Origin of the sequence: Streptomyces sp. NPDC096105 (assembly GCF_044763335.1) — a bacterium.
GTDB lineage: Bacteria > Actinomycetota > Actinomycetes > Streptomycetales > Streptomycetaceae > Streptomyces.
On the sequence record NZ_JBIWGC010000016.1, the window covers coordinates 24,881 to 37,087 of the forward strand.

The window sequence follows — 12,207 nt, forward strand, 5'->3', positions numbered from 1 at the left end:
CGAGAACCGTGACGGACATCGTCGACGAGCTGAAGTGGCGCGGGCTGTTCGCCCAGTCCACTGACGAGGACGCTTTGCGCAAGGCGCTCGCGGACGGTCCCGTCACGTTCTATTGCGGCTTCGACCCGACCGCGCCGTCGCTGCACGTGGGGCACCTGGTGCAGGTGCTCACCGTGCGCCGGCTCCAGCAGGCCGGTCACCGGCCGCTGGCGCTGGTGGGCGGCGCGACCGGGCAGATCGGCGACCCGCGGCCGACGGCCGAGCGCACGCTGAACTCGCCGGAGACCGTCGCGGGCTGGGTGGAACGGCTGCGCGGCCAGATCGAGCCGTTCCTGTCCTTCGAGGGCGAGAACGCGGCCGTGATGGTCAACAACCTCGACTGGACGGCGAACCTGTCCGCGATCGAGTTCCTGCGGGACATCGGCAAGCACTTCCGCGTCAACAAGATGCTGACGAAGGACTCGGTCGCCCGGCGGCTGGAGTCCTCCGAGGGCATCAGCTACACGGAGTTCAGCTACCAGCTGCTCCAGGCGATGGACTTCCTCCAGCTGTACCGCCGCTACGGCTGCACCCTGCAGCAGGGGGGCAGCGACCAGTGGGGCAACCTCACGGCCGGGCTCGACCTGCTGCACCGGCTGGAGCCGGACGCCACGGTCCACGCCTACGCGACGCCGCTGATGACCAAGGCGGACGGCACCAAGTTCGGGAAGACCGAGGGCGGCGCCGTCTGGCTGGACCCGGAGATGACCACGCCGTACGCGTTCTACCAGTTCTGGCTGAACGTGGACGACCGGGACATCTCGGGCTACATGCGGATCCTGTCCTTCAAGTCCCGCGAGGAGCTGGAGGAGCTGGAGCGGCAGACGGAGGAGCGTCCGCAGGCGCGTGCCGCGCAGCGCGCGCTGGCGGAGGAGCTGACGACGCTGGTGCACGGCGCCGACCAGACGGCCGCCGTGATCGCCGCGTCGAAGGCCCTGTTCGGCCAGGGCGAGCTGGGTGAGCTGGACGAGCGCACGCTGGCTGCGGCGCTCTCCGAGGTGCCGCACGTGAAGGTGGCCGACCTGGGCCCGGTGGTGGACCTGTTCGCCGAGGTCGGCCTGGTGCCCAGCAAGTCCGCCGCGCGCCGCACGGTGAAGGAGGGCGGCGCCTACGTGAACAACGCCAAGGTCACCGCCGAGGACGCGGTCCCCGCGCAGGAGGACCTGCTGCACGGGCGCTGGCTGGTGCTGCGCCGCGGCAAGAAGAACCTCGCGGCCGTGGAGGTCGCGGCCGGCTGAGCCGGTGGCGTGCGTGAGGGGCGGGTCCCTTCCGGGGCCCGCCCCCGCCCCGTGTCCGGAGGGCCGGTCAGGCCCGTTGCCGCCCGTGCTTCCTGCGCTGCATGGCGTTGTAGACCATCTCCGCGAGCAGCACGACGACGATCGCCGCGCCGAGCTGGAAGATGTGCCGCCCCCAGTCGATGCCGCGGGTCTCCTCGATGCCGAAACCGCGCGCGATCGCGTTGCCGACGACCGCGCCGATCATGCCGCAGATGGTGGCCAGCCAGAGCGGAATGTGCTGCTTGCCGGGGATCACCGCCTTGGCCAGCAGACCGAGCACGAATCCCACGATGATCGCCCACAACCAGCCCATGACTGCCTCCTCGTACGACTTGACGCGAGCATTACGGCAAGTGTCGGCCCAGTCGTGGTACGCCGCATGTCGGACATGCCGTACGCGGTACGGCGCAGCCGGGGCGGCGCGGGACCGGGCGACCCGCTCTCGTGATCGGGTGGGGTGCGGCGTACCGTTGACTCTGTCCGGACCAGACGTCACAGACCGGGACGCCGGACAGCCAGGTACGCACAAGGGTCCGATACGGGCGGATGGTGGAATGTGATGCGGAAGCAGCGTGGCGACGACGCTCAGGTGTTCCGGATCACGGGCGCCCGGGCGGGTCTGCAGGAGGACGTGCGGGGGCGGCAGCGCCGGTACGTGATCTCGATGACCGTTCGCACGATCTCGGTCATCCTGGCGGCCACCCTGTGGAACGTGGAGCGGCATGTCGCGATCGTGGCGCTGGTGCTCGGGGTGGTCCTGCCGTACGTCGCGGTGGTGATCGCCAACGCGGGGCGGGAGAACACGCCGTCCCTGCCGTCGACCTTCGTCACGACGCCGATGAGGCAGATGATCGCACCGCCGCGGACGAACGACGGCCCGGCGGAACCCGATGCGGAAGAAGTGCCGTCACCGACGGCGCCGGGCGCACGATCCGAGGATCCGGGACGCTCCTGAGCGGCGGCGTGTGAGCGCGGGCCACGGCGAGCGGAAGTCACTTCCCGGCCAAGCTCAAAGAAACCTCAGATCAATCATGTTCTTCCGGTGCCGGGGGCGGGGGGACCCGTGACATACTTCGTACGCGCTCCGCATCCCCCGTCGGAGCGACGGACCGACGCCGGGCAGCTCCCCCCGTGGCTGCTCGGCGTCGCCTTTTCCCGGGCGGATTCCTCTGCGGCGAACGGGTTAGGGTCGGACGGTGATCACCCCTGACCCCGAAACGCCCATCTGCTCCGCCAAGGACTGCCGCGCCCCCGCCGTGTGGGTGCTGGCCTGGAACAACCCGAAGGTCCACACGCCGGAGCGGCGCAAGACGTGGCTGGCCTGCGAGGAGCACCGGGAGCACCTGGCGCAGTTCCTCGGGGTGCGCGGCTTCCTGAAGGACGTCGTGCGGTTCGAGGAGTGGGAGGCCCCGGAGGGGGCCTGACCCGGCAGCGGGGGCGTCCGGCGGCCGCTCAGCCGCCGATGGCGGACATCGGACGGTCCGGCTGGACGAAGGACGGGTCGTCCAGGCCCGCGCCCGCCTTCTTGCCCCACATGGCGAGCTTCCAGAGGCGGGCGATCTCCTCGTCGCCGGCGCCCGAGCGCAGGGCCGCGCGCAGGTCGGTCTCCTCGGTGGCGAACAGGCAGGTGCGGACCTGCCCGTCGGCGGTGAGACGGGTGCGGTCGCAGGCGGCGCAGAAGGGCCGGGTGACGGAGGCGATGACGCCCACCCGGTGCGGGCCGCCGTCGACCAGCCAGCGCTCCGCCGGGGCGGAGCCGCGCGCCTCGTCGCCCTCGGGGGTGAGGTCGAAGCGGGTGCGCAGGGAGGCGAGGACGTCCCCGGCGGTGATCATGCCGTCGCGCTTCCAGCCGTGCTGGGCGTCCAGCGGCATCTGCTCGATGAAGCGCAGCTCGTAGTCGTGCTCCACGGCCCAGGCGAGCAGGTCGGGGGCTTCGTCGTCGTTGAGCCCCGGCATCAGGACCGCGTTCACCTTCACGGGCGTCAGACCGGCCTCACGGGCCGCGTGCAGGCCGTCCAGGACGTCCCGGTGGCGGTCGCGGCGGGTGAGGGTCTTGAAGACGTCGGGCCGGAGCGTGTCGAGGGAGACGTTGACCCGGTCCAGGCCGGCCGCCTTGAGCGCGCCGGCGGTGCGGCGCAGCCCGATGCCGTTGGTGGTGAGGGACATCTGCGGGCGGGGGGCGAGGGCGGCGACCCGCTCGACGATGCCGGTCAGGCCGGGACGGAGCAGGGGCTCGCCGCCGGTGAAGCGCACCTCCTCGACGCCCAGGGAGGTGACCGCGATGCCGATGAGCCGGACGATCTCGTCGTCGGTGAGCAGATCGGGCTTGGCGAGCCACTGCAGCCCTTCCTCGGGCATGCAGTACGTGCAGCGCAGGTTGCACCGGTCGGTCAGCGAGACCCGCAGGTCGGTGGCCACCCGGCCGTAGGTGTCGATGAGCACGTGGGCCCCTCCCTCGACGCCGATCACTCATGTCCGGTATCTGCGAGCGTACGTGACGCCGCCGACATCACCCAGCGACGGGAGGCGCCGACAGGCCGACGGCCGCGTCGCGGGGACCTGTAGGGGTCCCCGCGACGCGGCCGTCGCGCGCGGTGTTCCGTCAGTGGGCGCCGGTGCCGGTGAGCGACCGGACCTCCAGCTCCGCGTACTTCTTGGCGTCGGGCTCCTCCTTGGACAGGACGGTGCCCAGCCAGCCCATCAGGAAGCCGAACGGGATGGAGATGATGCCCGGGTTCTTCAGCGGGAACCACGCGAAGTCGACGTCCGGGAACATCGCCTTCGGGTCGCCGGAGACGACCGGCGAGAACAGCACCAGGCCGACGGCGACGATCAGACCGCCGTAGATCGACCACAGCGCGCCCTGGGTGGTGAACCGCTTCCAGAACAGGCTGTAGAGGATGGTCGGCAGGTTGGCGGACGCGGCGACCGCGAAGGCCAGGGCGACCAGGCCGGCGACGTTCAGGTCGCGGGCGAGGGCGCCGAGCGCGATGGAGACGACACCGATGAGGACGGTCGACCAGCGGGCCGCCCTCATCTCCTCCTTCTCGGTGGCCTTCCCCTTGCGGATGACGTTGGCGTAGATGTCGTGCGCGAAGGAGGAGGACGAGGCCAGGGTGAGTCCGGCGACCACGGCGAGGATGGTCGCGAACGCCACCGCCGAGATGGTGGCGAGCAGGATCGCGCCCCAGGCCGAGTCGACGCCGCCGATGTGCAGGGCGAGCAGCGGGGCCGCCGTGTTGCCGGACGGGTTGGACTCGATGATCTCGTCCTGCGAGATGAGCGCCGCCGCGCCGAAGCCCAGCGCGATGGTCATCAGGTAGAAGCCGCCGATGATGCCGATGGCCCAGTTCACGGACTTACGGGCGGCCTTGGCGTTCGGCACCGTGTAGAAGCGGATCAGGATGTGCGGCAGGCCGGCGGTGCCGAGCACCAGGGCGATGCCCAGGGAGAGGAAGTCCAGCTTGGTCAGGTTGTCGGCGCCGTACTGGAGGCCGGGCTCCAGGAAGGCGTCGCCCTTGCCGCTGTTCTCGGCGGCCTTGCCCAGCAGGTCGGAGATGTTGAAGTTGAACTTCAGCAGCACCAGGAAGGTGATGAGGAGCGTGCCGCCGATGAGCAGCACGGCCTTGACCATCTGGACCCAGGTGGTGCCCTTCATGCCGCCGATGGAGACGTACACGATCATCAGGACGCCGACGAGGGCGACGATGAGGATCTTGCCGGCGTCGGAGGTGATGCCGAGCAGCAGCGACACCAGGACGCCCGCGCCGGCCATCTGGGCCAGCAGGTAGAAGATCGAGACGACGATCGTGGAGGTGCCGGCCGCGGTGCGGACCGGGCGCTGGCGCATGCGGTAGGCGAGGACGTCGCCCATCGTGTAGCGGCCGGAGTTGCGCAGCGGCTCCGCGACGAGCAGCAGGGCGACGAGCCAGGCGACCAGGAAGCCGATGGAGTAGAGGAAACCGTCGTAGCCGAAGAGGGCGATGGCGCCGGCGATGCCGAGGAAGGACGCGGCGGACATGTAGTCGCCGGAGACGGCGAGTCCGTTCTGGAAGGCGCTGAACTGCCGCCCGCCCGCGTAGAAGTCGGCGGCGTCCTTGGTCTGCCGGCCGGCCCAGACGGTGATGCCGAGGGTGGCGACCACGAACAGCGCGAACAGGGTGATGATCAGGGGGCGGTGCTCGCTGGCCTCGTTCGCGGCGAGGGTGACATGGGTGATCGCGGGGCTCATGCGCCGCCCTCCATACGGGTCTTGATGGCCTCGGCCTTGGGGTCGAGCTTGGTGGCGGCGTGCCTGGAGTACCACCAGGCGATGAGGAAGGTGCTGACGAACTGCAGCACGCCGAAGACGAAGGCGACGTTGATGTGGCCGACCAGCTTGGCTCCCATGAAGCCGCCCGCGTAGTTGGAGAGCAGCACGTACAGCAGGTACCAGGCGATGAAGGCGATGGTCAGCGGGAAGGCGAACGAACGGTGGGAGCGGCGCAGTTCACCGAACTCAGCGCTCTCCTGAACCTCGGTGAACTCCTCCGGCGTGGGGAGTTTGGACTGCTCTGTCGAGGGGGGCGGTGCTTCGGCGGCCACGGAGTCTCCTCGCGTTGCGGGTCGGTTCTTGCGTCGGCGAAAGGCGAGTGTCCTCGCGCTCCCTGTCCAAGGGCACGGCGCCACGCGAGGACCGGTTCAACTCGGCACGGTTCTTTTCCGTGAACGTTTTCCGAAGACGTTGCACGCAAATCATTGCTGGCCAGCGACGGGCGGGATAGCTTCACCCTGCACCACCCGTCATGTACCTGCCCGGGCAGCCACACCTGTCTCGGGCCGGTTTCGTTTCCGGATGATGTGGAGACCCCATGGCTCATCTGCGTTCCAGGCGCCGGCTCGCCCTCGCCGTTCCCGTCGTGCTGTCGCTGACCGCCTCGCTCGGCTTCCTGCCCGCGGCGGCCTCGGCCGCCCCGGCGACGGTGCCGGCGGAGCAGGCGGCGGACGCGCCCGCCTTGGCGTACGTCGTCAACACCAGGGCGGACCACCGCACGGTCGCCGCGGTGAAGCGGGCGATCGCCGCGGCGGACGGCGAGGTCGTCATCGCGTACGAGAAGATCGGCGTGATCGTCGCGCGCTCCTCGAACGCCGGCTTCGCGCAGGCCCTCCGCGAGGTGCCGGGCGTGCAGTCGGCCGGCGCCACCCGCACCGCGCCGCTGGCCCCGGCCGGGACCACGGACGCCGGCTCCGCCGAGTACCTCACGGCCGCCGACGCCGCGCAGCTGAGGGCCGCCTCCGCGAAGACCCCGGGCAGCGAGCCGCTCGAGGCCGACCAGTGGGACCTGCGCGCCATCGGGGCCGACAAGGCGGCGAAGATCAACCCGGGCAGCAGGAACGTCACGGTCGCCGTCATCGACACCGGCGTCGACGACACCCACCCGGACATCGCGCCGAACTTCTCGGCGTCCCAGTCCGCCAACTGTTTCGGCGGCGCCCCGGACACCTCCCCGGGCGCCTGGCGGCCGTACACCGCGGGCGACTACCACGGCACCCACGTGGCCGGTGAGATCGCCGCCGCCCGCAACGGCATCGGCGTCGCCGGCGTCGCGCCCGGCGTGAAGGTCTCGTCGATCAACGTCACCGACCCCGACAACGGGCTGTTCTACGCGGAGGCCGTCGTCTGCGCGTTCGTGTTCGCCGCCGACCACGGCGTGGAGATCACGAACAACAGCTACTACGTCGACCCGTGGATGTACAACTGCATGGACGACCCGGACCAGCGGGCGATCGTCGACGCGGTCAACCGGGCCCAGCTGTACGCCCAGCGCAAGGGCACCCTGCACCTCGCCTCGGCCGGCAACTCCAACCACGACCTGGCCTCGGACGCGATCGACGACACGTCCAGCCCCAACGACACCACGCCGGTGCCGCGCACCATCGACCCGAGCGAGTGCCTGGACCTGCCCACGCAGCTCCCGGGCGTCGTCACGGTCAGCGCGACCGGCTCCGAGAACCTCAAGTCGTACTACTCCTCGTACGGCAAGGGCGTCGTCGACGTGGCCGCGCCGGGCGGGGACGGCCGCTACCAGCTGCCGGACACCCCGTCGAGGAACGGCCGCATCCTGTCCACCATGCCGAACGGCGAGTACGCCTGGCTGCAGGGCACCTCGATGGCCTCGCCGCACGCGGCCGGCGTGGCGGCGCTGCTGAAGTCCAAGCACCCGTGGGCGCCCCCGGCGGCGCTGCAGGCCCTCCTCAAGGCGCAGGCGAACAACCCGGGCTGCCCCGCGTCGTACGACCAGAACGGTGACGGAACGCAGGACGCGACGTGCGAGGGCGGCCGGCTGGCCAACGGCTTCTACGGTCACGGCATCGTCGACGCGCTGCGCGCCGTCAAGTGAGCCACGGACCCGCACACCCGCCCCACCCCGCACCTCGAAGTGAGCGAACTGGAGACTTCATGACAGCGTCCCACCCGCGTCACCGCCGGGCGCTGGTCGTCCCGGCCGGCATGGCCCTGGCGACCGCGCTCGCGTTCCTGCCGAACACGGCGGCCACGGCCGCCCCCGCCCACCAGGGGGCCGCCTCCGCGGACACCGCCTCGCTGAGCTACGTGGTCAACGTGCGGGGCGGGCACGGCGCTCCGGCGCACGTGAAGAAGGCGATCGCCGAGGCCGGCGGGACGATCGTGACGTCGTACGAGAAGATCGGCGTGATCGTCGTCCACTCCTCGAACGCCGACTTCGCGAAGACGATCCGCACGGTGCCGGGGGTGCAGTCGGCCGGCGCCACCCGCAACGCGCCGCTGCCGTCGGCGGCCACCACGGACACGGGCTCCCCGAAGGTGCTCAGCGCCGCCGAGGTCGCCGAGGCGACGGAGCAGGCCGCCGCGGACCAGGATCCGCTGCAGAACCTCCAGTGGGACCTGCCCGCCATCAAGGCGGACAAGGCGCACGAGAAGTCGCTGGGCAGCCCGAAGGTCACCGTCGCCGTCATCGACACGGGCGTCGACGACACCCACCCCGACATCGCGCCCAACTTCGACCGGGCCGCGTCGGTGAACTGCGTGGCGGGCAAGCCCGACACCAGCGAGGGCGCCTGGCGTCCGGGCGCGGCCGAGAGCCCGCACGGCACGCACGTGGCCGGTGAGATCGCCGCCGCCAAGAACGGCGTCGGCATGACCGGTGTCGCCCCCGGGGTGAAGGTCTCCGGCATCAAGGTGTCCAACCCGGACGGCTACTTCTACGCCGAAGCCGTCGTCTGCGGCTTCATGTGGGCCGCCGAGCACGGGGTCGACGTCACCAACAACAGCTATTACACCGACCCCTGGTACTTCAACTGCACGAACGACCCGGACCAGAAGGCGCTCGTCGAGGCCGTCGGCCGGGCCACGCGGTACGCGGAGCGCAAGGGCGCGGTCAACGTCGCCGCGGCGGGCAACGAGAACTACGACCTCGCGGCCGACGAGATCACCGACCCGTCCTCGCCGAACGACGGCACCCCGTCGGACCGGGTGATCGACCCGTCGGAGTGCCTGGACATCCCCACGCAGCTGCCGGGCGTGGTGACGGTCGCGTCGACCGGCGCGAAGGGTCTGAAGTCGTCGTTCTCCAACTACGGCCGGGGCGTCATCGACATCGCCGCGCCCGGCGGTGACTCGACGGCCCTGCAGACCCCCGAGCCGCCCGCCACCAGCGGCCTGATCCTCGGCCCGCTGCCCGGCGGCCGCTGGGGTTACATGGCCGGTACGTCGATGGCGTCCCCGCACGTGGCGGGCGTCGCCGCGCTGATCAAGTCGAAGCACCCGTACGCGCCGCCGGCGCTGGTGAAGGCCCTGCTGTACGCGCAGGCCGACGCCACCGCCTGCACCAAGCCGTACGACATCGACAACGACGGCAAGGCCGACGCGGTGTGCGAGGGCCCGAAGAACCGCAACGGCTTCTACGGCTGGGGCATGGCCGACGCGCTGGACGCGGTGACGCGGTAGTCGCCGCCGGGGCGCGGGGAGGGGCCGGGCGGGTGCGCCCGGCCCCTTTCCGTCATCCGGGCAGGCACCCTCCCCGGCCTGGCGGTGCTGCACAGTGAGGGCATGAACCGTCTCGTGTCCTTCTGGTCCGGTCTGGGCGGGGATCCCGCTCTCCTCTCACGGGTGTCCGCCGTCGGCCGGCCGGGTGTCCTGCCCTCACGGCTGCCGGTGCGGGAGTTCGCGGGGGCGTGCGTCGGCGTGTGCGCGCTGGCCGCCGCCGAGCTCGCGGCACGGCGCGCGGGCGGCGAGGTCCCGGCGGTGCGGGTGGACGACGGGGCGGTCGCCACCGCGTTCGTGAGCGAGCGTCACCTGCGGATCGACGGGCGGGCCCCGGAGAACTTCGCCCCGCTGTCGCGCTTCTGGCGCACGGCGGACGGATGGGCGCGCACGCACGCCAACTATCCGCACCACCGGTCGCGGTTGCTCGCCGCGCTCGGCGTGCCCAAGGACCCTGACGCGGTGGCCGCGGTGCTCGCGCGGAGGTCCGCGCGGGAGGTCGAGGAGACGGTCACCGCGGCCGGCGGACTGGCCGTCGCCCTGCGCACGCCCGGGGAGTGGGCGGCGCACGCGCAGGCGTCGGCGGTCGCGCGGCTGCCGCTGGTGCAGCGGGTACGGCTGGACTCCGCGCCCGCGCGGGAGTTCGCGGCGGCCGGTGGGGACCTCCTGCTGCCCGCCGCCGGACTGCGGGTGCTGGACCTCACCCGGGTCATCGCCGGTCCGGTCGCCACCCGCACGCTCGCCCTGCTCGGCGCGGACGTCCTGCGGCTGGACCCGCCGGGGCTGCCCGAACTGCCCGACCAGCACGCCGACACCGGCTTCGGGAAGCGGTCGGCGCGGGTGGATCTGGCCTGCGGCCGGGAGGTCTTCGAGGAGCTGCTGGCACGGGCGGACGTGGTGGTCACGGGGTACCGGCCGGGCGCCCTGGACCGCTTCGGAGCGAGCGCGGAGGCCCTGGCCGAGCGGCGGCCGGGGGTGGTCGTGGCCCAGTTGTCGGCGTGGGGCGCCACGGGGCCGTGGGCGGGCCGGCGCGGCTTCGACAGCCTGGTCCAGGCGGCCACGGGCATCGCCCACGTCGAGGGCGGGAGGGACCACCCGGGCGCGCTGCCCGCGCAGGCGCTGGACCATGGCACGGGGTACCTGCTGGCGGCGGGCGTGCTGCGGTCCCTGTCGGAGCAGGCGGAGGAGGGCGGCAGCAGGCTGGTGCGGGTGGCTCTGGCCCGCACGGCGGGCGAACTCCTGGCGGGGGCGTCCGGTTCCGGGGCCGAGGAGGGCGAGGGCGAGTTCTCCGCCACGCCGTGGCTGACGGAACGGGACAGCCCGCTGGGGCGGTTGCGGTACGCCTTGCCGCCGGTCGCGTTCGCGGGCGGACCGCGCGACTGGGGGCGGGCGCCGGGGGTGTGGGGGGCGGATGCGGCGCGGTGGCGGTGAGCGTGGGCGCGGCAGCGGCGCCCACGGGGCACGCCCCGCGCATCGGCGGTGAACACAGAGCCTCGTGTGAAGGGCTCCGCCCGTCGTCCGGCGCGCGGCCGGGCGCCGGACGACGGGTGCGGACCGGGGTCGCCGGCAGCACAGGCCCAGGACCCCGCGGACGCACACGGACAGGCGCTGACGGGGGTTCGGCCACGGGTGACTTCGGACGGCGGACGGTTCCCCGCACGCCGGAGGGCGGAGAGCAGGCCTGCTGTGGATGAACGCCGGGCGCGCAGGACGCGTGACCGGCGCTCACCAGCGGTCCACCCGCGCCGGAACGGGCGGACGAAGTCCGCATATCGCCCCGCGCTTGCCCCGCTCTGTGTGATCTTGTGAAGATCCTGAGGTGACTCTGACGAAATCCAGGTCCCGGACGACCGGTGCGCACAGTGGTCCGCGGCGGCCCGGAGCCGGGCGGGCCGCGGCCGTGCTCGTCCTGGTGACGCTCGGCGCGCTGATACCCCTGCTCGGTCCGTCGCCCGCGCTGCACGGCACCGGGGAGGCGGACGCTCCCGGCACCGGCGGCATAGCCCTGCTGCGCACGGTGCTGTTCGCCGCGCTGGCCGTCCCCGTGGGCGAGCTGTTCGCCGTCCGGCTGGCGCGTGCGACGCCCGGCGCGCCTCCCGCCCTGCCCCGCAGCTGGTCCACCGTCGCCAACAGCGTCGGCTTCGTGGCCGCCCTCGGACTCGCCTCCGTGGTGGCGACCGGCAATCTCGTCCCCAGCGGTCCCGCCGACATCGACGTGGGCGGCCTCTACGAGACCCGGGACGGCAAGCTCGCCCTGCTGGAGGTCAACGGCTTCCTCGCGGCGGCCCTGTGCTCCGCCTCCCGCCGCCGCGCCGCCCAGGCGCTGCCGCTGGCCGCGGTGATCGTCGCGGAGGCGCTGCGCGCCCACCCGACGACGGAGTACAGCCCGCTCATCGGCTCCGCCCTGACGCTGGTGCACCTGACGTGCGCCTCCCTGTGGGTGGGCGGCCTGCCGCACGTGCTGCGCACGTTGCGGCTGTGGGGGCGTACGGAGGCGGGCGTGGCGCTGCTGGGCCGCTACGCGCGCGTGGCGCTCGTCCTGCTCGTCGCCATCACCGCGACGGGGGTGTGCAGCTCGCTGCGCCGGATGCCGCCCGGGACCGTCCTGGAGCAGCTGACGGACACCGCGTACGGGCGGGTGCTGCTCGCCAAGCTGATCCTCATGGCCGGTGTCGCCGCGCTCGCCCTGTGGGCGCGCGTGCGGCTGGCCCGCGCGGCCGACCCGCTGACCGCGAGTTCACCCGCGCGGACGGAGGTGTACGTGCTCGCCCTGGTGGTCGCGGTGTCGGGACTGCTGACCGCGCTGCCGGTGCCCATCCGCTGGTGACCGCCGCGCCCGGGCGTCACACGCGAGCCGCGACGGACGCGCCGCGCGGGGCGCCTGTCGGA

At 72.4% G+C, this 12,207-nt stretch carries 11 protein-coding genes; 7 read left to right on the top strand and 4 right to left on the bottom strand.

All coding sequences use genetic code 11. The features are described 5' to 3' along the window. Positions 1 to 8: 8 nt before the first annotated feature. On the top strand, positions 9 to 1,277 hold the full coding sequence (tyrS, locus tag ACIQ8B_RS23355) for a tyrosine--tRNA ligase (RefSeq protein WP_403549283.1): 1,269 nt from the start codon (positions 9 to 11) through the stop codon (positions 1,275 to 1,277). Positions 1,278 to 1,344: 67 nt separating this feature from the next. On the opposite strand, the gene ACIQ8B_RS23360 is transcribed toward tyrS, so the two are convergent. Continuing rightward, the gene (locus ACIQ8B_RS23360) at positions 1,345 to 1,629 is read right to left on the bottom strand and encodes a GlsB/YeaQ/YmgE family stress response membrane protein (protein WP_290007743.1); all 285 of its coding nucleotides are present in this window, start codon (positions 1,627 to 1,629) and stop codon (positions 1,345 to 1,347) included. Positions 1,630 to 1,875: 246 nt separating this feature from the next. Between ACIQ8B_RS23360 and ACIQ8B_RS23365 the strand changes: the two genes are divergently transcribed. Both ACIQ8B_RS23365 and ACIQ8B_RS23370 read left to right on the top strand, forming a co-directional pair. Beyond that, positions 1,876 to 2,271 (top strand): DUF3099 domain-containing protein, encoded by a 396-nt coding sequence (locus tag ACIQ8B_RS23365; protein ID WP_106414864.1) that lies wholly within the window; start codon positions 1,876 to 1,878, stop codon positions 2,269 to 2,271. Positions 2,272 to 2,512: 241 nt separating this feature from the next. Continuing rightward, positions 2,513 to 2,740 (top strand): hypothetical protein, encoded by a 228-nt coding sequence (locus tag ACIQ8B_RS23370; RefSeq protein ID WP_403549285.1) that lies wholly within the window; start codon positions 2,513 to 2,515, stop codon positions 2,738 to 2,740. A 28-nt stretch (positions 2,741 to 2,768) separates the two neighbouring features. Here ACIQ8B_RS23370 and moaA read toward each other — a convergent pair whose 3' ends face one another. From moaA to ACIQ8B_RS23385, 3 genes are all read right to left on the bottom strand, one after another. Next, positions 2,769 to 3,758, bottom strand: coding sequence for a GTP 3',8-cyclase MoaA (moaA, locus tag ACIQ8B_RS23375; protein WP_290007747.1), 990 nt, complete (start codon positions 3,756 to 3,758; stop codon positions 2,769 to 2,771). A 160-nt stretch (positions 3,759 to 3,918) separates the two neighbouring features. Beyond that, on the bottom strand, positions 3,919 to 5,547 hold the full coding sequence (locus tag ACIQ8B_RS23380) for a cation acetate symporter (protein WP_106414861.1): 1,629 nt from the start codon (positions 5,545 to 5,547) through the stop codon (positions 3,919 to 3,921). Continuing rightward, positions 5,544 to 5,900 carry a DUF485 domain-containing protein gene (locus ACIQ8B_RS23385; protein WP_106414860.1) on the bottom strand — a complete coding sequence of 119 codons (357 nt, stop codon included), beginning with the start codon at positions 5,898 to 5,900 and terminating at the stop codon, positions 5,544 to 5,546. Before ACIQ8B_RS23385 ends, ACIQ8B_RS23380 begins: the two co-directional genes overlap by 4 nt. A 266-nt stretch (positions 5,901 to 6,166) precedes the next feature. Here ACIQ8B_RS23385 and ACIQ8B_RS23390 point away from each other — a divergent pair, with 266 nt between their 5' ends. The 4 genes from ACIQ8B_RS23390 to ACIQ8B_RS23405 all read left to right on the top strand — a co-directional run bounded on the left by ACIQ8B_RS23390 (position 6,167) and on the right by ACIQ8B_RS23405 (position 12,145). Continuing rightward, positions 6,167 to 7,696: a S8 family serine peptidase gene (locus tag ACIQ8B_RS23390; protein WP_403549288.1), complete on the top strand. Its 1,530-nt coding sequence runs from the start codon at positions 6,167 to 6,169 to the stop codon at positions 7,694 to 7,696. A 59-nt stretch (positions 7,697 to 7,755) separates the two neighbouring features. Further along, complete coding sequence (locus ACIQ8B_RS23395; RefSeq protein ID WP_106414858.1) at positions 7,756 to 9,282, top strand: S8 family serine peptidase; 1,527 nt, start codon at positions 7,756 to 7,758, stop codon at positions 9,280 to 9,282. A gap of 102 nt (positions 9,283 to 9,384) precedes the next feature. After that, the gene (locus ACIQ8B_RS23400; RefSeq protein ID WP_403549291.1) at positions 9,385 to 10,749 is read left to right on the top strand and encodes a CoA transferase; all 1,365 of its coding nucleotides are present in this window, start codon (positions 9,385 to 9,387) and stop codon (positions 10,747 to 10,749) included. A 388-nt stretch (positions 10,750 to 11,137) separates the two neighbouring features. Further along, the gene (locus tag ACIQ8B_RS23405; protein WP_403549293.1) at positions 11,138 to 12,145 is read left to right on the top strand and encodes a CopD family protein; all 1,008 of its coding nucleotides are present in this window, start codon (positions 11,138 to 11,140) and stop codon (positions 12,143 to 12,145) included. The last annotated feature ends 62 nt before the right edge of the window (positions 12,146 to 12,207 follow it).

Bases quoted from the DNA above. Each gene is read 5' to 3' on its own strand.
- ACIQ8B_RS23400 (WP_403549291.1), top strand. From the start codon at position 9,385: ATGAACCGTCTCGTGTCCTTCTGGTCCGGTCTGGGCGGGGATCCCGCT.
- ACIQ8B_RS23380 (WP_106414861.1), bottom strand. From the start codon at position 5,547: ATGAGCCCCGCGATCACCCATGTCACCCTCGCCGCGAACGAGGCCAGC.
- ACIQ8B_RS23390 (WP_403549288.1), top strand. From the start codon at position 6,167: ATGGCTCATCTGCGTTCCAGGCGCCGGCTCGCCCTCGCCGTTCCCGTC.
- ACIQ8B_RS23360 (WP_290007743.1), bottom strand. From the start codon at position 1,629: ATGGGCTGGTTGTGGGCGATCATCGTGGGATTCGTGCTCGGTCTGCTG.
- ACIQ8B_RS23365 (WP_106414864.1), top strand. From the start codon at position 1,876: ATGCGGAAGCAGCGTGGCGACGACGCTCAGGTGTTCCGGATCACGGGC.
- ACIQ8B_RS23395 (WP_106414858.1), top strand. From the start codon at position 7,756: ATGACAGCGTCCCACCCGCGTCACCGCCGGGCGCTGGTCGTCCCGGCC.